This window comes from Peristeroidobacter soli (assembly GCF_004138485.1).
Lineage (GTDB): Bacteria > Pseudomonadota > Gammaproteobacteria > Steroidobacterales > Steroidobacteraceae > Steroidobacter > Steroidobacter soli.
Genome location: NZ_RYEV01000004.1, coordinates 613,788 through 637,814, shown reverse-complemented (window position 1 = coordinate 637,814; position 24,027 = coordinate 613,788). Strand labels below are relative to the sequence as shown.

Annotated in this window: 20 protein-coding genes; 15 read left to right on the top strand and 5 right to left on the bottom strand. The window is 63.5% G+C overall.

Features of this window, described 5'->3' with window-relative positions:
* Positions 1-41: 41 nt before the first annotated feature.
* Positions 42-1,226, top strand: a complete 1,185-nt coding sequence (locus tag EKO19_RS18475; RefSeq protein ID WP_129777928.1) for a serine hydrolase domain-containing protein — start codon at positions 42-44, stop codon at positions 1,224-1,226.
* A 14-nt stretch (positions 1,227-1,240) separates the two neighbouring features.
* On the top strand, positions 1,241-2,428 hold the full coding sequence (locus EKO19_RS18470; RefSeq protein WP_129777927.1) for a type IV pilus twitching motility protein PilT: 1,188 nt from the start codon (positions 1,241-1,243) through the stop codon (positions 2,426-2,428).
* Positions 2,429-2,489: 61 nt separating this feature from the next.
* Here the strand turns inward: EKO19_RS18470 and EKO19_RS18465 are convergent, their stop codons facing one another.
* Positions 2,490-3,455 carry an MBL fold metallo-hydrolase gene (locus EKO19_RS18465; RefSeq protein WP_217705439.1) on the bottom strand — a complete coding sequence of 322 codons (966 nt, stop codon included), beginning with the start codon at positions 3,453-3,455 and terminating at the stop codon, positions 2,490-2,492.
* A 204-nt stretch (positions 3,456-3,659) separates the two neighbouring features.
* Entirely contained in the window at positions 3,660-4,511 is an 852-nt protein-coding gene (locus EKO19_RS18460; RefSeq protein ID WP_129777925.1) for a hypothetical protein, read from the bottom strand.
* A gap of 138 nt (positions 4,512-4,649) precedes the next feature.
* Between EKO19_RS18460 and EKO19_RS18455 the strand changes: the two genes are divergently transcribed.
* From EKO19_RS18455 to EKO19_RS18430, 6 genes are all read left to right on the top strand, one after another.
* Entirely contained in the window at positions 4,650-5,312 is a 663-nt protein-coding gene (locus EKO19_RS18455) for a class D sortase (protein ID WP_129777924.1), read from the top strand.
* A gap of 27 nt (positions 5,313-5,339) precedes the next feature.
* A complete protein-coding gene (locus EKO19_RS18450; RefSeq protein ID WP_129777923.1) occupies positions 5,340-5,924 on the top strand; it encodes a hypothetical protein in 585 nt (194 codons plus the stop codon).
* A gap of 32 nt (positions 5,925-5,956) precedes the next feature.
* Positions 5,957-6,523, top strand: coding sequence for a hypothetical protein (locus EKO19_RS18445; RefSeq protein ID WP_129777922.1), 567 nt, complete (start codon positions 5,957-5,959; stop codon positions 6,521-6,523).
* A 264-nt stretch (positions 6,524-6,787) separates the two neighbouring features.
* Positions 6,788-7,513, top strand: a complete 726-nt coding sequence (locus EKO19_RS18440; protein ID WP_129777921.1) for a response regulator transcription factor — start codon at positions 6,788-6,790, stop codon at positions 7,511-7,513.
* A gap of 103 nt (positions 7,514-7,616) precedes the next feature.
* Complete coding sequence (locus tag EKO19_RS18435; RefSeq protein WP_157995323.1) at positions 7,617-9,074, top strand: DcaP family trimeric outer membrane transporter; 1,458 nt, start codon at positions 7,617-7,619, stop codon at positions 9,072-9,074.
* 6 nt (positions 9,075-9,080) lie between these two features.
* Positions 9,081-10,067: an asparaginase gene (locus tag EKO19_RS18430; protein WP_129777919.1), complete on the top strand. Its 987-nt coding sequence runs from the start codon at positions 9,081-9,083 to the stop codon at positions 10,065-10,067.
* Here the strand turns inward: EKO19_RS18430 and EKO19_RS18425 are convergent.
* Positions 9,976-10,929 (bottom strand): YihY/virulence factor BrkB family protein, encoded by a 954-nt coding sequence (locus EKO19_RS18425; RefSeq protein WP_129777918.1) that lies wholly within the window; start codon positions 10,927-10,929, stop codon positions 9,976-9,978. The genes EKO19_RS18430 and EKO19_RS18425 overlap by 92 nt on opposite strands.
* A 117-nt stretch (positions 10,930-11,046) precedes the next feature.
* On the opposite strand from EKO19_RS18425, the gene EKO19_RS18420 reads away from it, so the two are divergent.
* Entirely contained in the window at positions 11,047-12,510 is a 1,464-nt protein-coding gene (locus EKO19_RS18420) for an aspartate ammonia-lyase (protein WP_129777917.1), read from the top strand.
* A gap of 17 nt (positions 12,511-12,527) precedes the next feature.
* The gene (locus EKO19_RS18415; RefSeq protein ID WP_129777916.1) at positions 12,528-13,664 is read left to right on the top strand and encodes a baeRF3 domain-containing protein; all 1,137 of its coding nucleotides are present in this window, start codon (positions 12,528-12,530) and stop codon (positions 13,662-13,664) included.
* A 1-nt stretch (position 13,665) separates the two neighbouring features.
* Here EKO19_RS18415 and EKO19_RS18410 read toward each other — a convergent pair whose 3' ends face one another.
* Positions 13,666-15,222: an MFS transporter gene (locus tag EKO19_RS18410; RefSeq protein ID WP_175597105.1), complete on the bottom strand. Its 1,557-nt coding sequence runs from the start codon at positions 15,220-15,222 to the stop codon at positions 13,666-13,668.
* Between the two features lie 8 nt (positions 15,223-15,230).
* Entirely contained in the window at positions 15,231-16,916 is a 1,686-nt protein-coding gene (locus EKO19_RS18405) for an MFS transporter (protein WP_129777914.1), read from the bottom strand.
* A gap of 111 nt (positions 16,917-17,027) precedes the next feature.
* On the opposite strand from EKO19_RS18405, the gene EKO19_RS18400 reads away from it, so the two are divergent.
* The 5 genes from EKO19_RS18400 to EKO19_RS18380 all read left to right on the top strand — a co-directional run bounded on the left by EKO19_RS18400 (position 17,028) and on the right by EKO19_RS18380 (position 23,961).
* Positions 17,028-17,519 (top strand): DUF1269 domain-containing protein, encoded by a 492-nt coding sequence (locus tag EKO19_RS18400; RefSeq protein WP_129777913.1) that lies wholly within the window; start codon positions 17,028-17,030, stop codon positions 17,517-17,519.
* Positions 17,520-17,531: 12 nt separating this feature from the next.
* Complete coding sequence (locus EKO19_RS18395) at positions 17,532-19,121, top strand: AbgT family transporter (RefSeq protein WP_129777912.1); 1,590 nt, start codon at positions 17,532-17,534, stop codon at positions 19,119-19,121.
* 17 nt (positions 19,122-19,138) lie between these two features.
* The gene (locus tag EKO19_RS18390) at positions 19,139-20,722 is read left to right on the top strand and encodes a leucyl aminopeptidase (protein WP_129777911.1); all 1,584 of its coding nucleotides are present in this window, start codon (positions 19,139-19,141) and stop codon (positions 20,720-20,722) included.
* Between the two features lie 21 nt (positions 20,723-20,743).
* Positions 20,744-21,730, top strand: a complete 987-nt coding sequence (locus EKO19_RS18385) for an Lnb N-terminal periplasmic domain-containing protein (protein ID WP_217705438.1) — start codon at positions 20,744-20,746, stop codon at positions 21,728-21,730.
* An 86-nt stretch (positions 21,731-21,816) separates the two neighbouring features.
* Positions 21,817-23,961 (top strand): hypothetical protein, encoded by a 2,145-nt coding sequence (locus EKO19_RS18380; protein ID WP_129777909.1) that lies wholly within the window; start codon positions 21,817-21,819, stop codon positions 23,959-23,961.
* Positions 23,962-24,027 lie beyond the last annotated feature (66 nt).

Genomic DNA, 24,027 nt, shown 5'->3' with positions numbered 1-24,027 from the left:
CGCTACAATCGACCTTCCCCCCCAATGCTCTCGGTTTTCCCATGCACCGCCGACCTGCCTGGATCGCAGCGATCATTCTATTGTTTGCGTTGGCCGTGGCGCACGGTTCCACGCCCTCGACACGCAGCTTCAACGAAGTGCGCGAGCTGTTGGAGCAGGAGTGGGCCAAGGACGGGCGAGGCGGGCTGTCGGTCGGGATCGTCGAGCAGGGCGAGCTGGTGTGGACTCATGGCATCGGCTTCATCGACGAGGCGGCGAAGCGGCCGGCGACGCGCGAGTCCATCTATCCGATCGCCTCGACCACCAAGATGGTGACGGGCATCGCGCTGTTACAACTGGTGGAGCGCGGCATGGTGCATCTCTCCGATCCGGCGGAGAAGTACGTTCCTGAAATGCTTCAGATGCAGAACCCGTATCCGTGGGCGCCACCGGTCACGTTGATCCAGCTCGCTACGATGACGGCGGGTGTACAGGGCGGAGTCGGCGGACCGCCGGCGGGGAAGGAGGCAGCGCTTGCTGCCGCGACCACTTGGGAGGACGGCATCGCGCTGATCATTCCTGCGTTCAAGTACGTCGCTGAGCCGGGTACCGCGCGTCGCTATTCGAACGCGGGTTACTCCATCCTCGGGCTGGCGCTGAGCCGGGCGGCGAAGCGGCCGTTCGCAGAGTATGTGCGCACCGAGATCCTCGAACCGTTGGGCATGCGGCGTTCGGATTTCACCTGTCCGCCGGAGCTGCGGTTGCAACTGGCGCTGGGCTACTCGCTGAAGAAGCCCGACGCGCCTGGCCAGATGCCGTGGCTCAAACCCGAAAAGGATTGGTTACAACCCGCGGCGGGACTGTTCACGGACGTAGGCGATCTTGCGAAGCTGATGCGCTTTCAGATGTCGGGCGGGCACGAGCGCGTGCTCAGCGACAAGGCATTGCAGGCGTCGTATCAGCTCCTGGTGCCCACCAACGCGAATCTGCAATATGGTGATGGCGTCGGCTACGCGGTGGTCCGCGATCCGGACGCGAAACTGGTCGCGGTCGGCCACGGTGGCTACTTTCCCGACGGTTTCGTGAGCTCTTATGAATTCGACGGCACCGGCAAAACCGGCGTGATCCTGTTGGGCAACAGCTACGGCGGTCGTGCCAGTTACAAGCCGCTGGTTCGGCGTATCCTGGCCCTTCTCAATCCGGCCAGCCCGGGCGGCAGCGGCTTGGCCGAGCTGGAACAGCATTGATGGAGTGACGCCAGATGATCCTCGCCGAATGGGTGATGAAGGCACGAGCGCTCGGGGCGAGCGACGTGCACGTACAGGCGGGAACGCCGGTAGTGGTGCGGGTCAGGGGAGAGTTGTCCGCGATCAGTGAAGCGCTGCCGGCGGCGCGCGTGGCCGAGATGAGCAGGGAACTGCTCAACAACGAGCAGTGGGAACAGTTTCGCGCGCGCGGCTCGGCGGATCTGTCGATCAACGTTGCGGGCACTCGCTGCCGTCTGAATCTGTTTCAAACCATTCGGGGCGTGGCGTTGGCCGTGCGCTTGCTCACGTCGTCGACGAACACGTTGCAGGGCTGCAATCTGCATCCGGATCTGGCCAGGCTCACTGAGGCGCAGACCGGGCTGGTGATCGTTTCCGGACCGACCGGATGCGGCAAGTCGACGACGCTCGCGGCACTGATCGAAGAGGTCAATGCATCGCGCGCGAAGAACATCATCGCCATCGAAAGTCCCATCGAATATCTGTACACCAACCAGCGTTCGTTCATCCGCCAGCGCGAAGTGCCGACGCATTCGCCGAGTTATGAGCAGGCCATCGTCGACGCGCTCCGGGAGAATCCCGACGTGCAGGCCATCGTCGACGCGCTCCGGGAGAATCCCGACGTGCTGGTCATCGGCGAGATGCGCACGGCCGAGGCGATGAGACTCACCTTGAATGCGGCCGAGACCGGTCACTTGGTGCTCGCCACCATGCATTCATCGACCTGCGCCGAGGCACTGAACCGGATGTGCATGTCGTTCGCCGCTGAAATTCAGGGCAGCATTCGTGCGCAGATCGCCGACTGTCTGGTCGCGGTGGTGTGTCAGCGTCTGGAATACCTGCAGGACTATCAGCTGCGAGTGCCGCTGTGCGAAGTGTTGATGGCCAGCTCGAACGCCAAAGGAACCATTCGCGGCGGAGCCTTCAGCCAGCTCGCGACGGTCATTCAATCCGGCGGCGAGGATGGCATGTGGAGCTTCGATCGCTACCGTCGCTGGATGGAACAGAAAAGAGATTGGGTCATGCCGTCGCGGGTCGAGGCGAGCGCCTCCGTGGCCCCACCACCGCCGCTGCCGGCCGCGAAGCCCAAGCCGAAGCCAACGGAAGCGCCCATCGACATTTCCATCGACGAGAGCGCCGACCTCACCGAGCTGGCGCGCAAGATCGATGAGAAGATTCGCTGAGCGTTAGAAACAAAAGGGCGGCGTGCAGATATCGCCGCACGCCGCCAGGATCTCATCGTAGTTATAGCGTCTCGGCGACCCAGACGAAGTCGTCGTCGCGGCGTTCGAACTTACCCAGGCCAGGGTAGGGGAAGTGCACGGCGTAGATGCGCTGGCCGCTCCCGGCGCTCTTCGCGAGCACGTCGACGCGATTCTTTTCTCCAGCGGCGGCATCGTTATCGAAGGCGACGGTCCATTCCGGCTTCTGCACCGAGATGACGTAGTTGTGCAGGGAGTCGCCGATGTACAGCAGCGTCTCGGTGCCGGAGCCGATCAGATAACCGGAGTGACCCGGCGTGTGACCGTGCAGATCGACCGCTTTGACCACGCCCGGGACCAGATCCGCGCCCGGCGCGAAGGCGTCGATCTTCGGCGTGAGCGTCGTGACGAGCGCGGCATGGTTGGTGGCACCGATGGCGGCGGCCTTCTCGGCGCTCAGTCCTTTCAGGAAATCCCAATCGGCGGCGCCCATGTGAATCGTCGCGTTGGCAAAGGTCAGTGCACCTTCGGCGTTCAACAGACCGCCGATGTGATCGCCATGCGGATGTGAGATGAAGATGTCGGTGACGGCGGCGGGTTCGACACCGGCATCCGCCAGAGACTTCGTGAGCTGACCGCCAGCCGGACCGAAGTTGGAGCCCGCGCCGGTATCGAACAACAACACGCGATCCGCGCTCTTCACCAGCAGCGGTTGAATCGACACGCTCAGTTTGTCGGTGGGCACACCGGCGGCCGTCAACACGGCGGCGACGTCGTCGGGCGTCTTGCCAACGCCGAATATTTTGTTGTCGTTCGGAAACTCGAGTGCGCCATCACGCAAGGCGACGGCGGAAAGTGTGCCGATGGTGAAGCTGCCGGCGGGTGCTTGCGCAGTCTGTGCGGGGGCGGCGGCTTCCTGAGCAGGCTCCTTGGGAGACTCGGACTTCGGCGAGCATGCCGCGAGCGTCAGACACACGGACAGGGCGAGCGCAAGTGAGTTTGTTTTCATGTGGAGTCGCTGCAGTGATGGGGGCCGCATCCTAGCATCGTCACAAATCGTTCATACAGTGCTTCCACCTTCGGCTGGCACGGGACCTCCAGTCCTGCACTGAATCCATGATGAACAACTGGCGGTCGCGCCAAAGTGGCAAGTATCCGGCGCGTGACGCAAACCCGGTGGTGGGCGGGATCGTCCTGAAGAGGTAGCCGACGTTTATTGTTGTTGTGGGGCGGCCGCGGCGGGCGGCTCCGCCGGTGGCGAGCCTTCGGGCGCAGTGGCGCTGCCTTTTTTCAGCTTTTCCGGATCGGGCATGGGCAGCAGCCGGCCGGTCGGCAACAGTGCTTCGACGTCCATCTGCGGCGGGATGTGGCTCGACTCGCCGCGACCGCAGCTGGCGGTCCGGCGGGTGACTTTCACATCGAGCTTGCGGAACAGCTGGGTGTTCATCTGCTCGAGCAGGTCGCAGTCCTCGGGTTGCAGCTTGACGGTGCGCGACGACAATGTCACTTGCTGGCGTTGCGCTTCGAACACGATCGGATCGTTCATCGCCGCGCCGGGATTGCGCGTCACGCGCGAGACCAGCTCCCGACGGGATTTGTCCTTTTCAATTTCCTTCATCACCGCCGGCGTCATCTCCACCGGCATCTGCAGCTGAATCCGAATGTGCGCCGATTGCCGACGCTGGCTGGCGGAGTTGCCGAAGGTGGAGGAGGAGCGGTTGAAGGGATCGTTGCGCTCGAACGGATCGGCGCGCTCGAAGGGGTCGGAGCCGGCGCGGCCGGGCAGCGGGTCCATCATGTCGTCGTCGCCGATGACGTATGCATCGCAGTTGCGGACATCGACCTTGATGTCGTCCCGGGCGCCGATCGCGACCAGGATGCGGGCGACGCGCTGCTGCAGCTCGTGACACGCCTGGAACTGCCGGGGGAGCTGGTAATGAAAGGACAGCTCTTTGACTTTATAAACCGCCGTGACCGGCGCGTCGGCCTGGGCCGTGCCGGCGAGCATCACGGCTGCGGCTGACAGCAGTTTCAAGACATCCGTCGCTTTCACTTTCGCCGTCATGGGCTGCCGACCTCATGCGATTTTTGGTCAGTCTAGGCCCGTGGCCCTGGCTGTCGCAATGGTTGGACCTAGGGCTAATTGTCGCTCGTTCAGTCTGAGCCGACGCTGTTCGCCCCAGAAGCAATCAGAGCTTCGAACATGGCTCGAGCGAGCGCGAGTGGCGTGACCAGGGTGATAGAGCGTGCGTGCTGGGCCCTGGCATGTGTGTGCATCGCCTTCTATGTGGCGGCCCGAACGGATGCGGCGATCAATGGCAACGCCGACCTGGCCCAGGCGACCGTGCTCACCTCCGGCGCGTCGACAACAACACCGAATGTCACGCCGGCTGCACAGCCCATCACTGCGTTCACTCCCACGGATCTGCGGGGCTTGCTGGAGATCCCATCGCTGGGTTTACGCACGCCGCTGTATTCGGACACGAGCGAGGTCAATCTCAATCGTGGCGCCGGGCTCATCCCCGGCATGGCCGGCCCGGGCGAGGGCGGCAATCTGGGCGTGGCGGCGCATCGCGATGGCACGTTCCGACCGCTGCAGAACATCCAGGTCGGCGCGGCGATCGAGGTGCGCACCGCCGACTTCCATTACGTCTATCACGTGACCTCGATCGCCGTCGTCGAGCGCACCGACGCCGCGCTCCTGCGCAACACCGACCAAGCCGCCATCACCCTGGTGACCTGTTACCCCTTTCATTTCGTGGGACCCGCGCCGCGACGCTTCGTGGTGCGCGGTCTGCTCGACTCGACTCACGAGGCCGTCGCGCCCGTAACGCTGCCGCTTCGGGAGAAAACCGCGGCCATTTAAACCGTCTGAAACAATTGGGAGAAGATCATGGGTATTCGTTCTCGCGTGACTGCTGGCGCGATTCTGGCGCTCGCCAGCGCCGCAGCACTGGCGCAGAACCCGGCAGGGTGCGCCTCGGTGCAGTTCAGTGACGATGTGCTGGCCCGGTTTCCACGGGCGCCGGATGCCTGTCTGGATGTGATATCCCGAGGCGGTCAGGATTACGCAGTCTTCAACGCGCGGCTGGTGGAAGTGCGAGGAAACACCCTGCGGGTGCGGTTCAAGTTGCCCGACGGCTCGTTCGGTCCGACGCAATCCGTCACACCGCCCCGCGATTTTCGCGTGCTGATCAACGGCACGCCGACCCGGGTTTCCGATCTTGCACCGGATCAGGAGCTCAAGGCTTACGTCGAAGTGAGCCGTCCCGTGATGGCCCTGGAGCCGGCCGATAGCGGACAACAATTGGTGGTCGTGCCGCTGGTGGCCGAAGAGCGCGTGGCGGCGAACAGTGGGCCGGCGATGCCCGCCACCGCTGGACCCGCACCCCTCTTCGCGACCCTCGGTGTGTTGCTGGCCTGCGCCGCGCTGAGTTTGCGTACGGTGCTCGGTCTGCGTGCGCTCCGACGCAAGTAGGTCGTCAACAAACTCTATCGAGGAGTCGAATCATGATCCGGAAAATTGTGGTTGTTTCCCTGGCCTGCCTGCCCCTGATCGGCTGGACGGCCGAGCCGAAGAAGGTCTCGAAGGAAAATGTCACTAAAGCGACCGCGACGGTGCAGTCCGTCGACCACGACACCCGCTCGCTGGTGCTGCGCACCTCCGATGGGGTGGATACATTGATCGTCGCAGGGCCTGAAGTGCGCAACTTCGACCAGATCGAAGCGGGCGATACGGTCCAGGCGACCTATACCGAAGCGCTGCTGGCGGAAGTGGTGCCGAAAGGATCGGCGTCGGCTTCCAGCGAGCCACGCACCTCGATCTCCAAGACCCGGTCGCAACCGGGCGAAGCGCCGGCCGCGACGGTCACGGCTTCGGTGTCGACCGACGTCGTCATCCAGTCCGTTGACCAGTCATTCGACACCGTGACCTTCAAACGCCCGGACGGCATTGTCCGGACAGTCGCGGTGGAGGATCCAAAGGCCGCTCAGTTCCTGCAGAAGCTGAAAGCAGGTGACGAAGTGCGTGTCACCTACACCGAAGCCACCGCGATTCAACTCTCCAAGGCCGAGTGATGCTGCACAGTGGATGCGCGAGTGACCGGAAGTTTGCCGATATATACAAATGGACACATCGAAAATGAACTTCGATTCGGCAAACCCCGATCTACTCGCGTAAGCTGCTGCCGCATGATCAGCGCGGAAGTCCTTGACTGCACAGGTCGGTCGCAGCGACGACGTGACAGGCAGGTTGCAGGACCGCGCTCCCTGGATGTGGCCACGTTTTGGAGCGCGCGAAATACATCGAAATGTATCATCGGGTGCATAGCGGGAGCTTTCGTGAGCAGGACACCACCTACCGTGTTCATCGTCGATGACGATGCCGATGTGCGACGGGCTCTGGCCCGTCTGTTGTGCGCGGCCCGATATGTCACGCGCTCGTTCGGGTCCGCCAGCGAGTTTCTCGCGCATCACGATCCCACCGTGCCGGGCTGTCTGTTGCTGGATCTGGCCATGCCCGATCGCAGCGGCCTCGATGTGCAGTCGACGCTGGCCGATTCGGATTGTCATCGTCCGATCATTTTCCTGAGCGGTCACGGCAGCATCGCCGAGAGCGTGATTGCCATGCGCGCCGGCGCGGTGAACTTTCTCACCAAGCCGGTCGAGAACGAAGAGCTGCTCGGCGCCGTCGAGGAAGCGATTCGCATGGATGAAGAGCAGCGTCGCGCGACTGGATTGAAACAAATCGTGCAGGAGCGGATCGCGACGCTGACACCGCGCGAGCGTGAAGTGCTCGCGCACGTCGTCGAGGGTCGCATGAACAAACAAATCGCCGGCGACCTCGGCACCGTGCTGAAAACCATCAAGGTGCATCGGGCGCGGGTGATGCACAAGATGCGCGCGCGCTCGCTGGCGCAGCTGGTGAAATTGATCGCGGCCTCGGGGGTGGTGCTGAATCGGCCGGAATGCACCAGCGAGTTGCCGGCGCACGATGTGAAATACAGCGGGCCGATGGGGCCCACCGGCGGCAGCCACTCGATCGGCAGCGGAGTGGCGCACTGGTAAGTGAGATCGGGGCCATGGCGCCCTTGGTCCAATAGCGAGTTCGGTACGTGGGTGTAACGTCGTCCCGATGGAGACGATCGCGCACCTCACGACTGGACTTGCCATGCGAAAGACACCGAAGACGATCGGTCTGCTCTTGCTGGCGCTGAGCTGCGGCGCGGGTCCGACATCCGCCCAGGAAACAGCAACCACTCAAGCCGAAGCGATACGCCAGCTCAACGCCAGAATGGATGAGCTGAAGGCTCAGATGGCGAAGCTTCAGGCCGAGCTGGATGCGATCCATCCGGAGAAGCTGGCGCAGACCGGCTCCATCGTGAGTACTCAACCACCCGCTCCGGAAAAGCTCACGTCGCAGCAACAGGAAGCAGCGATCGGTGAGGCGACTCAACATCACCAGACTTTCGCACAGGACGAGGAAGACGCGCCGCGCCTCTACAACGCACCAACGGATCCCACGTATCCGGGATTCTTTCTTCTGCCAGGCACTCACACCTTGCTGCGAGTCAACGGGTCGGCAAGATCGGATCTGATCTATGACCCGAGACTGCCGACCATGGGCGATGGGTTCATACCGGCATCGATCCCGATTCCCTCCGGATCCGATGCGTCGAATTTCAATGGCAGCATTCGTGGCAGCCGCTTCATGGCGGACTTTCGTATTCCGGTGGGCGAGAGCGGCTCGGCGCGAACCTTCGTTCAGTATGATTTCTTCGGGCCCAACGGTACGACCGCGCCACGGCTGCGTCATTTCTATGCGCAGCTGAACAACGTGCTCGTCGGCCAGACATTCACCAACTTCATGGATCCCGATGCGTTCGGGGACGAGCTCGACAACCAGGGAGTGAACGCGGCGGTCAGCGTGCGTCTGGCGCAGGCCAGATACAGCTTCGGCCTGGGTGGCGGCGCGAGCGCTTCGATCTCTCTGGAGGATCCGGACTCGTCCATCGCTTTCTCGATCGCCGATACGCCGGTCACGACGCTCACTGCCGCGCCGGACGTCACGCTCAAATTCAGAAACGAATGGGAGCTCGGCCATCTGCAGTTGGCGAGTGTGTTTCGCGACCTGGGCGTGCAGTTGCCGGATGGCGCGCGCAAATCGACGCTTGGATGGGGCGTGAATGCCACGGGAGGAATCGAGGTCTTCGGCCGCGATTCCATCGTGCTGGGCGTTGCTTACGGACATGGAATCGCCCGGTATGTGGGCGACACCGCGGGCGCGGGTCTGGACGCAGCCCCCGAATCGCCGACCGATCTGTCTCTGAAAGCGCTGCCGCTCCTGGCCGCGTATGGCAGCTATCAGCATTACTGGAGCCCGAGGATGCGATCGAGTGCGACGTTCGGTCACGTGAAGGTCGATAACACCGCTTTCCAAGCGCCCGGCACCTATCACAAGAGTAGCTATTCCGGCCTGAACCTGATCTGGAATCCGATCGGCAGTCTGGATGTGGGCGCCGAGTTCGTTTACGGATGGGTGGAGAACAAGAGTGGCGCCAGTGAAGATGCGCCCCGTTTTCGACTCACGGCAAGGTACAACTTCGTGAAGCTGCACCCGACGGAGTAAACAGGCATGGCAAGAGTGCACATTCTGGCGACGGGCGGCACCATTGCCGGACAGGGCGCGACGGATACCTCGTCGGCATATCGTCCCGGCTCGGTCATGATCGAGCACTTGATCGACAGTGTGCCGGGACTGGGAATGCTGGCCGAAGTGACGGGCGAGCAGTTCGCGCAGATCAGCAGTCAGGACATGAATGAGCTGCTGTGGCGAGGGCTCGCGAATCGCATCAACGAATTGTTCGAGGGCGACGCGGCGGATGGCGTGGTCGTCACGCACGGCACGGACACCGCTGAAGAGACCGGCTACTTCCTGCATCTCACCGTGACATCGGCACGGCCCGTCGTGCTCACGGGCTCGATGCGTCCGGCGACTTCATTGAGTGCGGATGGACCGCTCAATTTATATAACGCCGTTTCCGTCGCCGCGGACCGGGATGCATGCGATCGTGGCGTGATGCTGGCGATCAACGATGATTTGCACAGTGCGCGCGATGTGACGAAGTCGAGCACTACGGATGTGCAGACGTTCATCTCGCCTGGACCCGGCTTGCTTGGGACGGCGCGCTTGGGGCGCATTCGTTACTTCCGTCGGCCGATGCGACGGCACACGACCCAGTCGGGCTTTTCAGCGAATGGCGAGCGTCGCCTGCCCCGAGTGGATGTCTTGTTCTCTCACGCCGGCATGCATGCCGATCTGGTGCGTTCGAGTGTGGCGCTCGGCGCGCGAGGCATCGTCATCGCCGGCGTCGGCAACGGCAACGTGCCAGGGCCCGTGGTGAATTCGCTGGCAGAGGCGGTGAGATCGGGAGTCATCGTGGTCCGCGCCACTCGCGTCGGCAGCGGCGATGTCGAGCGAGGGGTCGAGCTCGACGATGACGACCTGGGCTTCGTGGTCGCCGATCAGCTCAGTCCCCAGAAGAGCCGGATACTGTTGCAGCTGTGCCTGGCTCACGAGCTGGATCGCAAGGCCGTGCAGGATGCGTTCTATCAATACTAGTCCGGGCGCGATGCGTGACTTTGCTGAGCTCGGCGCCGAAGAACAGCATCTTGCTCATGGCGTGCATCCATAGCATGACCATCAGAATGCCGCCGATGGCGCCGTAGGCACTCCATTTCGTCGCGGCATGCACGGCGTACACCGACAGGACTTCGGCGCCGACGATCCAGGTGAGACCCGACAGGATCGCCGCCACCCGGACATCGCGCCAGCTCACCCGGACCGGTGGCAATACCCGGAGCAGCAGCGCGAAGGTCAGCGGTGCAATCACCAGGGAGCCGAGCAGCGGCAGCAACCAGCTGAGAGTGTCGCCAAACGTCGTGAGCTCACCCGGCAGCGCTGCGATCCATTGCAACGCGCCGATGAGCGCGAGCAGGGCCAATAGCAGTGCGCCGCCGCCGAACATGATGCCAAAGGCAATGACATACTCGGCGGCTTTCATCCGCAGCGCGCCCAGCAGCGATCCGGATGCGAGTGGCGGGGCCTGTTTCCAGATTGCACGGAAGGTCATGCGAAGATGGCCGAACAGTTTCGACGAGGTGAGCAGCAAGCCGACCACGCCGATCAGCGTCGCCAGGACCGAGCCCCGCTGCAAGTGGTTGGAGACTTGCTCGACCGCGGTGCTCAAGTCAGGACCGAACGTGACAGCCACGGTGCCCAGCACTTGATGCTCCAGATCCGCTGCGAAGGGCGACAGGCGCAAGAGCCATCCCAGCGCGGCCATCAGCAGCACGAGCAGAGGCACCAGCGACAGCAGTGCGTAATAGACCATGGCGCCGGCGAAGTAGTGCGCGTAGTCGCGTACGTACTCGCTGGCAGCTGCGCGTAGCAAGGTGGAATGGAGGAACGTGAAGCGGCTCACTGCCTGCGACTCTGGGCGCGGCCCCCGAGACGGACAGTTGGACCTTGGTCCTACGCAGGCTCATTGCGAGGTGAGATAGGGTCCTCGCCAAAGGCAACGGACCACCGAGGGCGAACCATGAGCGATCCTCAAGCGGATGAGGCATTTCGCAGGAGTATCTGTACGCAGCCACGGGGCGATGGCCGCGTACGCGCGGAGACGGACAGCCTGGGTGACAAGGACGTTCCCGTCGACGCTTATTGGGGCGTGAATGTCTCGCGGGCGCTCGAGAACTTCGCCATCAGCGGTCGGGCGATCTCCGTGTACTCCGATCTCATCTATGGCTACGCGTGCGTGAAGCAGGCGGCGGCGCGGGCGAACGCCCAGGTCGGGGCGCTGGAGCAATGGAAAGCGGAGCTGATCGAGCGGGCCTGTACAGAGATTCGAGATGGCTCGCTGCGCGATCAATTCGTCGTCGACATCATGCAGGGCGGCGCGGGCACCTCGACCAACATGAATTTCAACGAAGTGATCGCGAATCGGGCGCTCGAGCTGGGCGGTTACGACAAAGGCGATTACCGACGCATCGACCCGAACGACGATGTGAACTGCTCTCAGAGCACCAATGACACGTATCCGACCGCCTTGAAGATCGGTCTGCATCTGGCGCTGGAGCGGCTGCAGATCGAGATGGTGTCGCTGGCAACGGCGTTCCATGCCAAGGGCACGGAGTTTGCGGGCATCGTGAAGATCGGCCGGACGCAGCTGCAGGATGCAGCGCCCATGACCTTGGGTCAGGAGTTTCAGGCGTTCGCGATCGCGCTCGCCGAGGAATGTCTCGGCTTCGAGCACGTGATGAATCAGTTGTGCGAGATCAATCTCGGCGCGACTGCGATCGGCACGGGCATCGCCGCGCATGCGCGATTCGGGGACGCGGCGCGCCAGCACCTCGCCGAGCTCACCGGCTATGGACTGCGAACCTCGCCCGATCTGATCGAAGCGACCACCGATGTCGGCTGTTTCATGGAGCTGTCCGGCGCCTTGAAGAAGTGCGCCATGAAGCTCTCGAAGATCTGCAACGACCTGCGCCTGCTGAGCTCCGGTCCGCAGGCCGGCTTCGGTGAGATCACCTTGCCGCCGCGGCAGGCGGGCTCGAGCATCATGCCGGGCAAGGTGAATCCGGTGATTCCCGAGGCGGTCAACCAGGTGGCGTTCGTGGTTGCCGGCGGCGATGTGACATTGACCATGGCGGCGGAGGCGGGGCAGTTGCAGCTCAATGCGTTCGTGCCGGTCATGGCGCACGTGTTGTTCGAGAACCTGAAATATCTGACCGCGGCGGTCACGACGCTGCGCGAGCATTGCGTGATCGGCGTGCAGGCGAACGTGGGCCGGCTCGAGCAGAGCTCGCGCTCATTCGTCGGCGTGATCACCGCGCTGATTCCTCACATCGGCTACGAGCCCGCCGCGAGATTGGCGAAACAGGCGTTGGCGGACGGCGGCGACATCGTCGACGTCGTCGTCGCATCCGGTTTGCTGTCGCGCGAGGAGGTCTCGTCGTTGCTCACCGCCGAACGCCTTACGGGCGAGCAACTCAGGCACTGACAGTTAGAGGGGGCGCCATGCGGCAATTCTCCACCCATCAACTGCTGTCGTTACTGGACAAACATGGACCGCCCTGCATCTCGCTCTATCAATACACCCATCGGCATCACCCGGACAGCCTGCAGGACCCGATCCGCTATCGCAACCTGCTGCGGGAGATGGAAGGCTCGCTGCGACAGAAATATGAGAAGCGCGAAGTGCGCTCGCTGCTGGAGAAGTTCCAGCCGCTGAGCCACGACGGCGAGTTCTGGAATCATCGCACCGACGGCCTCGCCATGCTGGCCGCGCCCGACATGTTCGAAGTGTTCGAGCTGCAGCGGCCGGTGCAGGAGAATCTGATCGTCGCCGATACGTTCTATCTCAAGCCGCTGCTGCGTGTCTCGCAGTCGGCCGACCGTTATCAGCTCCTGTGCCTGAGCCGCGACCGGGCGCAGCTGTACGAGGGCAACCGCGATGCGCTCGATCCGGTCGAGCTCATCGACACGCCGTCGACGCTCACCGAAGCGCTCGGCACCGAGCTGACCGACCAGCATCGATCGGTGCGCTCGGCGGCCGGGCAGACGCCGATCTATCACGGCGTCGGCCAGAAGAAGGAAGAGGTGGATCGGGATCGCGACCGGTTTTTCCGCGCGGTCGATCGAGGCGTGATGGAGCATCACTCCAAGCCGACCGGGCTGCCGCTGATGCTGGTGGCATTGAAGGAATATCACACGCCGTTTCGCAATCTGAGCCGCAATCCCCATCTGTTGAGCATGGGCGTGGACGTCGATCCCGGGGCCATCGGCCTGGATGAACTGCGCAAGCTTGCCTGGGAGCAGATGGAGCCGCTGTATCTGGAGCGCCTGGCGCTGCTGGTGCGGGAATTCGAGATCGCGAAGGCACACGATCTCGGCTACGACGATCTGGCCGAGGTGGCGGGCGCCGCGGTCGCGGGCCGAGTGGAGAATCTGTTGGTCGAGGCCGATCGGCAGATTCCGGGACGCGTCGATCCTCACACCGGCAGGATCGAGCGGGGCGTGCTGAACGATCCCGAGGTCGGCGATGTTCTGAGCGATCTCGCCGGCCTGGTGCTGCGAATGAAGGGGCAGGTCGTCATCGTCCCGAGGCAGCGAATGCCGACCGACACCGGCGTCGCCGCGACCTGCCGCTTCTGAGTCAGCGGGAGCGCGCGACCGGCAGGAAGCCGATGAACGTCAGCGCGGCGAGCCCGAAGAACGACAGCTTGAGCGCGAACAGCCGCGCGTCGGTATTGATCCGCACGGCATTCGCGATGTGCTCCGGCGTGAGCGGCAGCTGTTCCAGCACCTGCTGCAACTGATCGTTGCTGATGAAGGCGACGCGGCTCAGATCCAGGTGCGCGCGCAGCTCCGTCCCGATCGCCGGGTCGTTCGCCAGATGTCGATTGACATTGAGACTCAGGATGCCGATCACCAGCGCGCCTGCAATCGCGGCGCCCACGGCCGCCGCGAAGTGACTGGTTGCCGAACAGAACGGTTCCACATCTTCGGAAACGTCGATCGGGACGACCGCGGCCAGGGCTCTGAACAGCAAGGTCGCCAGCGCCCCTTCGCCCAGACCGATGGCAGCGAGGCTGAGCACGACCGACGCGTCGCTCCAGTCGTTGCGCACGATCGCTCCCAGCAGCACCAGTCCCGTGCCGACCGCGAGAAACGCATGCCGAGTCACGTTACGCATGGCTGAGGCGGTGCTGTAGCGGCTGACGAAGAGGGCGCCGACGAAGCTGGCCGTCGTGAAGGGCACGAGCGCATAGGCCGTGGCCAGGCTGCTGCGTCCTTGCACGATCTCTATGTACAGCGGAATGAGAAAGGTGACGCCGGAGCTGACGGCGGCGATGGTAAAGATCGACAGCAGCATGGATCGTTGCATCGGCGTATTCAACAATCGCATCACGCGCAGACAGCCGCCGACGTGGCGCCGGACCATCCACACCAGCACAAGTTTGATGAGTACCACGCCCGAGAGCATGCCCAGCAAAGCGGGCGACAGAGTCAACAAGCTGAACGGGGCGCCCGGTCGCGCTCTGACCATGCCCCAATTGGTGACGTTGTCGACGCTCAAGCCGATGAGCAGCACGGCCAGTGCGACCGCCACCAGCCCGAGCATTTCATTGCCGGTGAGCTTCGTGGCGGAGATCAGGCCTGGGTCGTTACGCAGGTACAGACTGCAGAAGTACACGGTGCCGGCCATGAAGAGCAGCAGCACGAAGGTGATGCGCCAGTTGTTCCAGGTCGCGATTGCGCCGGCGATGAGAAAGGCGGGCGCCAGGCTCAGACTGCGGGTTGCGCTCAGGCGCCCGAGCGCGAGGGCTCGCTGCTCTTCGGGGTAGTGGCCGGCGATGAGTCGCACCGACGCGGGCATCAGCACCGCGGCCGCGCCTCCCGCGGTCATTTGAGCGACGACCAGCACGCTTGCATGAGGCGTCCACGCCATCAGCGCCATCGCGATCCCGAAGAGCGCGAGCGAGCTGCGAAAGATGCGTCGTGCGCCGAAGATGAGGACGAGGCGGGTACTGGCCAGAATGCTGGCCGCGACCATCAGCGAGTACATCACGATCGCGGTCTTCACCATGCCCGAGCCGGTCTCGAACGCATCGATGATGCCTTCGATGGATATTTTCAGCGTCGCGATATTGAAGACCAGCAATACCTGGGCGCTCGCCACGATGGCCAGCGGCAGCCAGTTGAATCGCACTTTGCCGATCACGCGGGTGACGAGGCGGTGGGGTGGTGCGGCTCGTCCTTGGCGCTGGCGGCGCCGCGCCCGGCCGGATCGCGAACATAGCCGGGCAACGCGCCAGCAGGGAAGAACGCCAGCAGCGCGCATCCCGCCAACGTGAAGAACGTTGCTTTCAACGCCAGCAGGCGCGCTTCCGTGTTGATGCGAACGGCTTCGGCAACCTGCCCGGGGGTCGCGTCGGTATTTGCCAGCACGCGCTCCAGCCGGGCATTGCTGATGAACGAAATGCTGTCCAGATCCACTTGAGCGGTGACTTCATCGGGCAGCTCCGCCGTGTGGACCAGCTCATAATGAACGCTACGTTCGAGCAGGCTGATCAGCAGTGTGGCGGCGAGCGCGGTGCCCACCGCCGTCGCGAGATTGTTGGTGATGCCGCGCACCGAGCCCACATCGGCCGCCAGCTCTCTCGGCGAGGCCGTCACCAATACATTGAACAGGAGTGTGACCAGGGCGCCTTCACCGAATCCCGCGACCGCCATGCCGAAGATCACCATGGAATGGCTCCAGTCATTGCGGATCGTCGCGCCGAGCAGCGCCAGGCCGAGTGTCACCAGTAGAAAGGAATAGCGGCCGATGTGCGCGGGACTCAGGAGGCCTTTCAAGCGCACCACCATCACGGCCGCGATGAAACTCGCCACCGAGAACGGAATCACGCTCAGCGCGGTCTCGAAGCTGCCTCGGCCCTGGACGACCTGGATGTAGAGCGGGATCAGAAATGTGATGGCGGAGGCGAGCGCGCTGACGATGAAGATCGAGAACATCGCGGCACGCTCGGACGTGCCGGCGACGACTTCGAGGGCGACCAGCGAGTCCTGGCCCCGCTCGCGTCGTCGTCGCGACCAGGAAATGAACGCCTGCAATAGAAACACGCCGATCAGAACCATCAGCGGAGCAGGCGACAGATCCAGCACCGAGAAAGGGGCATCGGGGCGAGCCAGCAAGGTGCCCCACGAGGACAGATTGCTGGTGCCGAGGCTGATGAGTACCACGGCGGTGCCGGCCAGCGCGGCGCCGATCCAATCGATATCGACGTGCGATGGCTTGCGCTCGGCGCTCAGTTTGTTACTGAACTGCAAGAGTGCGATCGCGAGCGCGGCGAGCACTCCGAACATGGCGCGCCAGCCCACCCAGCCGGTCAGCGTTCCGGCGAGCAGGAACGCGAGCACGATGCCCATCGCCGGCGCACCGCCGAGCCAGCCGAGCGCTTTCGCTTGCTGCTGACCTCGATAGTTGTCCGCGACCAGCACGACGAGCGTCGGTACCAGCATGGCGGCGGCCATGCCGGCGATGACCTGAGCGACGATCATCAATGTGACATCGAAGCTCGCCGCCATGACGATCATGCCGATGCCGAACAGGCCCACCGACGCACGGAACACGCGACGCGATCCGATCAACTGTGCAACGCGTGCGCCCGGCAGTATCAGTGCGGCGACCACGAGTGCATAAGTAACGATCGCGGTGCCGAGCGTCGTGGCTGCTGTGCCGAGGCTGCGGGCGATCGCCTCCATCGACACCTGCAGGGTCGAGATGTTGAAGATCATCATGATCTGCGCGAGCACGATCACGAGCATCGGCGTCCATGAGACGGAGTGCGTCCCGTCCTGAATGGAAGCGTCGCTGTCGTCGGTGCCGGATGACGCGTGCATGCAAAAGCTTGATACCGCCAAGCGCGCCCGCGCTGCGTTGGGCCTTGGCCCAATAGACTGTTGCGTGCCGCGCTTCGATGCTCGCTCGCGCCCCAACGAAGGAGATGCGCGATGAGCAAGCTGATAGCTGTTGTGTTCGACGACCCGACCACGGCGTTCGAGATGCGCACGTCGCTGATGAAGATGCAGAAGGAGTATCTGATCGATCTGGAGGACTCGGTGGTGGTCACCAAGACCGAGTCCGGCAAGACGAAGCTCGATCAGGCCACCAGTCTCACCTCGGCGGGCGCGATCGGCGGCGGCTTCTGGGGCATGCTGATCGGCCTGATCTTCTTGAATCCCCTGCTGGGCGCGGCGATCGGCGCCACCGCCGGCGCGGTGACCGGCAAGTTCACCGACATCGGGCTCAACGATCAGATGATGAAAGACATCGCTGCCTCGTTCAAACCGGGCTCCTCGGCGCTGTTCGTGCTGGTGCGTCGTGCGACGGTGGACAAAGTGGTGGCCGGGCTGAAGGAATTCGCCGGTAAGGGCAAGGTGTATCAGACCTCGCTCGACAAGGACACCGAACAGACGCTGCGCGATGCGCTCGAAGCCGCGTGATCGGGGCGCGACATGGCGAAGCGCTCTCACACGTTGAGTCCCCACGACCTCAGCGGCCTGCACGACGAGCGGAATCATCGTCCGCCGGGCAAATCGGGGTTCGAGCGGTTCCTGGACGTGATCGAGCGGGTCGGCAACAAGGTGCCGCACCCGGTCGTCATCTTCGTCATGCTGATCGCGCTGGTGATCCTGCTCTCCCACCTCTTCTACGTGATGGGCGCCAGCGCCACGTATCAGTCCATCAATTCCGACACCGGCGAGATCGAAGAGCTCACCACCACGGCGCAGAGTCTGCTGAGCGCGGACGGCTTTCGTTTCATGTACGAAGGCGTGGTGCAGAACTTCATGAACTTCAACGCCGTCGGCGTGATCATCGTCGCGATGCTCGGCGTCGGCGTGGCCGAGGAGTCCGGCCTGATCAAGGCGTTGATCCACAAACTGGTGAACGTCGCGCCGCCGGCGGCGATGACCTACATCCTGGTGTTCATCGGCATCCTCTCCAGCATCGCCGCGGACGCTGGCTATCTGGTGCTGATTCCGCTTGCGGCGGCGGCGTTCCTTAGTCTCGGCAGGCATCCCCTCGCTGGCCTGGCCGCGTCATTCGCGGGCGTCGCCGCCGTTTTCACGGCCAACATTCTGATCAAACCCCTGGACGGCATTCTCACCGGCATTACCAACGATGCCATTCATCTGCTCGATCCCAACCTGTCCATCGATCTCACCGCGAACTTCTGGTTCTCGGCCGCGTCGGTGCTGCTGTTGACGGTCGCGGTGGCGTTGATCACGGAGAAGATCGTCGAGCCGCGGCTCGGTGCGTACACCAGCACTGAAGCAGTTGTCGAGCGCAGCGAGATGACGCCAGAGGAAACACGCGGACTGCGCTACTCCGGCATCGCCATTTTTCTGGTGCTGGCGGTGTTCATGGCGCTGAGCCTGCCGAACGGCGCGCCGCTGCGCAACCCGGACACTGGCGATCTCATCGGCGACTCGCCGTTCATGAATGGCTTGATCGTGTTCATCATGATCCTGTTCCTTGCCGCGGGCTGGGCGTATGGCAAGGGCGCGGGCACGATGAAGAGCACGGTCGACGTCGTCAATGCGATGGAGAAGGCGATCCGCAGTCTGGCGAGTCTGCTGTTTCTGCTGTTCGTCATCAGTCAGTTCCTGGCGTTCTTCAACTACAGCAACATGGCGACGCTCGCTGCCGTGAATCTCGGCGACTGGCTGGAGAAGGCCGGTCTCGGGCCGCTGACGCTGCTGATCGGATTCGTGGTGGTGGTCGCCGTGCTGGATCTGATCATGACCGGGGCGATTCCCAAGTGGGCCATCTTCGCGCCGGTGTTCGTGCCGCTGCTGATGCGGCTCAACGTCGATCCCGAGGCGGTGCTCGCGGCGTATCGCGTCGGCGATGGGCCGTTCAATGCAGTGACACCGCTCAATGCCTACTTCGCGCTGATCGTGACGTTCGCACAGAAGTACGATTCCAAGGCCGGCGTCGGCACGGTCATCGCGCTGATGCTGCCGTATGTGGTCATCGTCTTCGTGTTGTGGATCCTGTTGCTCGCGGCCTGGCACTTGCTCGGGATTCCGTGGGGCCTGTGAACGTCGGAGGTGCTGACATGTCCGCGAGTCTGAAGTCGAACGGTTCATCGCACGCCAACCCAGCCGAGCTGGTGGGTCGGCGCGAGCCCCTACAGATCACCTTGCGACCAGCGTCGCAGACGGGCAAGGCAGAGCTGCTGGTGCTCGGCGTTTATGCGGACGGCTCGTTGCCACGCGCGGCGCAGTCGTTCGATGAGGCGTTGAACGGACGCTTGCAGGAGCTCGCCAGACAAGCGGAGTTGCCGCCGAAAGTCGGTGAGACGCTGCTGCTGTACTACGCCTCCGGAGACTCGACGCGACGGGTGTTGCTGGTCAGCCTCGGTCCTCGCCAGGAGTTCGACGGCAAGGCCTATCTCAAGGCGTTGGGCACAGCGGCGCAGGCGCTCGCATCGAGCACGACGCGCAGTATCGATCTGCCATTGCCCGATGTCGCCGACATGGATCGTTCCGATGCGTGGTGCGTCCAGCAGGCGAGCCGCGTTCTCGCCGACGGCTATTACAAGTTCGCAGCTCCGCACTTCGCCTCGAGGCAAAGCTCGAAGAACAACACGGCGACGCCGCAGTTGTCGCTGTCGGTCGATGAGGATGTGACGCCTGAGCTCGAATATGCGGTGCGCAGCGGGCGTGCCATCGCCGAAGGCATGGCGCTCACCAAGGATCTGGGAAATCTGCCCGGCAACGTTTGCAATCCAGGCTATCTGGCGGATGCCGCTCGCGCCTTGGGCAAGGAGTTCGGTTTCCCGGTCGAGGTGCTCGAGCGCGAGGACATGGCGAAGCTCGGCATGGAGTCCGCGCTGTCCGTCGGCCGCGCCTCCGATCAGCCGTGCCGGGTCATCGTGATGAAGTACTTCGGCAGCGAAGCGGACCAGAAGCCCATCGTGCTGATCGGCAAGGGCGTGACGTTCGACACCGGCGGCGTCTCGCTCAAGCCGGGTGACGATCTGGACATGATGAAGTACGACATGTGCGGCGCGGCCAGCGTGTTCGGCGCGTTGAAGATGGTGGCGCGTCTGGCGCTGCCGCTCAACGTGATCGGCATCGTGGGCGCGGTCGAGAACATGCCAGGCGGCAACGCGAGCCGGCCGGGCGACGTTGTCACCTCGATGTCCGGCCAGACCATCGAGATCTTGAACACGGACGCGGAGGGCCGGCTGGTGCTTTGCGACGTGATGACTTACGCCGAACGATTCCAGCCCAGTTGCGTCATCGACATCGCGACGCTCACCGGTGCCTGCGTGATCGCGCTCGGTTCGCAGACCAGCGGTCTGTTCGCCAATGACGATGCGCTCGCGGATGAGTTGTATTCGTGCGGCACCGACACTGGCGACCGGGCGTGGCGCATGCCGCTGTGGGATGAGTATCAGGATCAGTTGAAGAGCAACTTCGCGGATATGAGCAACCTCGGCGGTCGACCGGCCGGCGCAGTCACCGCCGCCTGTTTCCTGTCCCGGTTCGCGAAGGGCTATCGATGGGCACATCTGGACATCGCCGGGACCGCGTCGGTCGGCGGCGAGCGCAAGGGGGCCACGGGCCGGCCAGTGCCGTTGCTCTCGGCATTCCTTCTGAAGCGAGCGGAGCATACGACGCCTGTTCAGAGATAGTCGGTGCTGCCTCGGACGCGATTGGCTCTGCGATGGCTCGCGCATGCGACCGGCCACCTGATCCAGGCGCTGCTGGTCCTATGGGCGGCGCTCGCCCTCTGGTTCTGGCCGACGCAGTGGGTGGGGTTACGGCTCGCAGCGGCGATCGCGTTCGCGGCCTTTGGCATCTGGGCGTTGTGGCTCACGCGCTCACGGCGGGTATGGCTGACCTTCGCGGCCATGTACGTCGTCCTGGTGATCGGCTGGAGCACCATCAAGCCGAAGCAGGATCGCGACTGGCGGCCCGAAGTCGCCGTCCTGCCCCGGGCGGTGGTGTCGGGCGATCAGGTGCGCCTGGTCGGAGTCCGCGACTTCGAGTACCGCAGCACCGACGACTTCACGCCGCGCTATCTGGAACGTACGGTCTACCTGTCGCATCTGACCGGCGTGGATTTCTATATCTCCTACTGGATGCCGGGACCGGTCGGTCACACTTTCCTGAGCTTTACGTTCGATGACGCCGAACCCTTGAGCATTTCCATCGAGGCGCGGCCCGAGGCTCACGAGGGCTTCGCGCCGGTCGGCTCGCTGTTCAAGCAATTCGAGCTGATCTATGTGGTGGGCGAGGAGCGGGACCTCGTCGGGGTGCGCACCAACTATCGTGCCGAGGATGTATATCTGTATCGAATCAGCACCACACCCGAGAATGCACGCCGCCTGTTCCTGATCTATATGGAGCGCATCAACGAGCTGGCGGACCGGCCCGAGTTCTATCATCTGTTGAGCAACAACTGCACGCTCAATATCGTGCGCTACGCCAGCACCATCAGCCCGGGATCACGCTTCGACATTCGTCATTATCTGAACGGCCTGTTCGACAGCTATCTTTATCACCGCCAGTTGCTCGACAGCTCCTTGCCTTTCGAGGAACTGCGCCGCCGGGCTCACATCAACGAAGCTGCCCAGGCCGCGGACTCCACCGAGGACTTCTCGGAGCGCATCCGTGCACAGCTCGGCAAACGAAGTTGAAGATGTTGGACCAAGGGTAAATTGCCGGTTCTCGCGCATCGCGGCCAAAGTCGTCGCCAACGCAGGAGCTGACGGGGAGAGCACCGATGACCGCAGAACATGGCCGTCTGCGCGAGGCCAACGAACGAGGCGTGCCATGGCGGAAGTGGGGCCCCTATTTGCGTGACAGCGCGCGTCCCGGCGCTCGGGCACGCTCCGACAACGAAGAACCGGCGAGCGCGCCAGGTCAGCTGCGTTCGTGGGCCTACGAGTGCAGTGACGATGGCCCGGTGGGCATCTGCGACGAACAGATGCGACTGTGTTTCGCGATCGCCATTCGCAGCGGCGATGACAGTACCCTGCAGGAACGGCCGATTGCCGTGCCGATGCAGCCCTCCAGACGCTGCACGCAGGCCGACAACCTGCCGACACATTCCTATCTGCGCGCTCATTATAGATATCGCGAGCGCCAGCGGCCGGTGACGCATCGTGAGACGGCGTGCTTCGACGTGATGGTCGAATACGCCAAGTCGGGGCCCGAAGAGATCCTGATCCAGATCGAGATCAAGAACACGGGCTGCGAGACCGCGACGCTGCAGGTGTTGCCGCAACTCTGGTTCCGGCAGGATGCGGGCGCGCTGGCCGATCCACGGATCGTGATAGAGCGCGCAGCGGGGCGGACCGATGTGCCGTGTCTGATCGCGCGCCACCCGGAGCTGGGGGCTTACTATTTGCATTGTGAGCTGGCCGGAGCCTTCCTGTTCACGGGCTGCACGCAGCCGGTGGATCTGAATCGTGGCGGCACCAGAGCCGCCGCTCACTACCTGGTGATCCTGGCGCCACGCGCGGTCCAGCGCGTTCGCATGCTGCTCACGTCGACGATGCCGGCGGTCGGCAGGCCCTCGCTGGAAAAACTCTTCGCCAGCCTGAAGCAGCACCGTCACGACGCGAACGAATTCTTCTCCGTCATCACTTACGCCTGCGACAGTCCGGCGGGTGCTTTCGACGTGCGACGTGCTTTCTGCAACATGCTCTGGAACAAAGCCGTATGGGTATCGGCGGTCACGGGCTGGCTCTATGACCGGCGCTCGAGCTCGGCTGCGGCGGGCGAGGCGCACGAGCCCGCCGCGTTTCGTTTGAAGGTGGCACAAGTGGTCGCGCCACCTCACAAGCACGAGTGTCCTCATCTGGAATCCCCCGCGTGGCTGTTGCACACCCTGGCCCTGGCCTGTGTCGATGCGGATCTCGCCGCTCATCAGCTGCGCTCGTTGCTGAAGGGGGAGCTGAAGAATCGCAGCAACCGGCTCAGTCCGGTGCATCACGAATGGCAGGCGCTCAAGCCGTGGGCTGCATTATTGATGTATCGGTTGCAGCGACCGCGTCGCCCGAAAGACGCGCGCAGCGACTTGGTCGAGAACTTCGAGATCCTGTCGACGCAGGCCGCCGGCGGCGGATGGGCGGCGGTACGCGCGCAAAGCATGCTCGAGATGGCGCTGGAGCTGGCGGTTCAAGATGCGCGCTACGAGCAACGCGCGATCGAATGTTACGTGTCCTTGATCGCTGCGATCGCCGCTTTGGATTGCGAAGCCTCGATGCTCGACGGGCGGGCGGAAGAGCTCGATGAGGAGCCGGGCTTCCGGCTAATCATCAGTGACCGCATGCAGTTCCAGGTGTTGTCCTCAGTCGGCCTGCTCGCGGTGAGTGGCGCGGTGGCTTTCCGAGCCGGTGCGCTCGCCGGATTGCCTGGCTTCTGTGAGCAAGTGCGCTTCGTTCATCGCGAGCATGCGGACCGCATCGGCAAGCCGGAGCATTTGCGTGCCGTATTGAATCGGCTCTTCGGAGGAGCGGGCAACGCGGCGTGGGCGACGCTGCCCGCGGGGATGTTGCTGATTCGCGCGTTGTCACAAATAGAGTCATTGTATGGTTCCGCGATTCGCGTTCGATGTCCGCTGGCAGGATCGATATTGAGTGCGTCGGAGCTGAGCCGATGGATCGTGCATCAGCATGTCGCCGTTCGTGTGGCGGCGGTGAATCGGTCCAAGCTGCTGGAGTTCTGCGAGTACGTTTATATGCGAGGCGCCGCGAACGCCGGGCCGCACACGGGCTGGGCCGGACGGGTCGCCGCGATGATCTGCGCTTCGTGGAACTACTCGCCGTTCGAGGACGGCATCGAGCCGGCGGCACTCATCGAGCGCGCCGGCGCGCACGAATCCAGATCGCAAGCGCTGGGGCTCGGGCTCACGCGGCGTTAGCCCAAGGTCCATCTTTCGTCCCCAATCTGGCCGAGTAGCATCTTTTCGGTTGGCTCGCGTACTGCG

What these genes read in the sequence shown, in the direction of transcription:
- EKO19_RS18475 (WP_129777928.1), top strand. Translation starts at nt 42, where the DNA reads ATGCACCGCCGACCTGCCTGGATCGCAGCGATCATTCTATTGTTTGCG.
- EKO19_RS18470 (WP_129777927.1), top strand. Translation starts at nt 1,241, where the DNA reads ATGATCCTCGCCGAATGGGTGATGAAGGCACGAGCGCTCGGGGCGAGC.
- EKO19_RS18465 (WP_217705439.1), bottom strand. Translation starts at nt 3,455, where the DNA reads ATGAAAACAAACTCACTTGCGCTCGCCCTGTCCGTGTGTCTGACGCTC.
- EKO19_RS18460 (WP_129777925.1), bottom strand. Translation starts at nt 4,511, where the DNA reads ATGACGGCGAAAGTGAAAGCGACGGATGTCTTGAAACTGCTGTCAGCC.
- EKO19_RS18455 (WP_129777924.1), top strand. Translation starts at nt 4,650, where the DNA reads ATGGCTCGAGCGAGCGCGAGTGGCGTGACCAGGGTGATAGAGCGTGCG.
- EKO19_RS18450 (WP_129777923.1), top strand. Translation starts at nt 5,340, where the DNA reads ATGGGTATTCGTTCTCGCGTGACTGCTGGCGCGATTCTGGCGCTCGCC.
- EKO19_RS18445 (WP_129777922.1), top strand. Translation starts at nt 5,957, where the DNA reads ATGATCCGGAAAATTGTGGTTGTTTCCCTGGCCTGCCTGCCCCTGATC.
- EKO19_RS18435 (WP_157995323.1), top strand. Translation starts at nt 7,617, where the DNA reads ATGCGAAAGACACCGAAGACGATCGGTCTGCTCTTGCTGGCGCTGAGC.
- EKO19_RS18430 (WP_129777919.1), top strand. Translation starts at nt 9,081, where the DNA reads ATGGCAAGAGTGCACATTCTGGCGACGGGCGGCACCATTGCCGGACAG.
- EKO19_RS18420 (WP_129777917.1), top strand. Translation starts at nt 11,047, where the DNA reads ATGAGCGATCCTCAAGCGGATGAGGCATTTCGCAGGAGTATCTGTACG.
- EKO19_RS18415 (WP_129777916.1), top strand. Translation starts at nt 12,528, where the DNA reads ATGCGGCAATTCTCCACCCATCAACTGCTGTCGTTACTGGACAAACAT.
- EKO19_RS18405 (WP_129777914.1), bottom strand. Translation starts at nt 16,916, where the DNA reads ATGCACGCGTCATCCGGCACCGACGACAGCGACGCTTCCATTCAGGAC.
- EKO19_RS18400 (WP_129777913.1), top strand. Translation starts at nt 17,028, where the DNA reads ATGAGCAAGCTGATAGCTGTTGTGTTCGACGACCCGACCACGGCGTTC.
- EKO19_RS18395 (WP_129777912.1), top strand. Translation starts at nt 17,532, where the DNA reads ATGGCGAAGCGCTCTCACACGTTGAGTCCCCACGACCTCAGCGGCCTG.
- EKO19_RS18390 (WP_129777911.1), top strand. Translation starts at nt 19,139, where the DNA reads ATGTCCGCGAGTCTGAAGTCGAACGGTTCATCGCACGCCAACCCAGCC.
- EKO19_RS18380 (WP_129777909.1), top strand. Translation starts at nt 21,817, where the DNA reads ATGACCGCAGAACATGGCCGTCTGCGCGAGGCCAACGAACGAGGCGTG.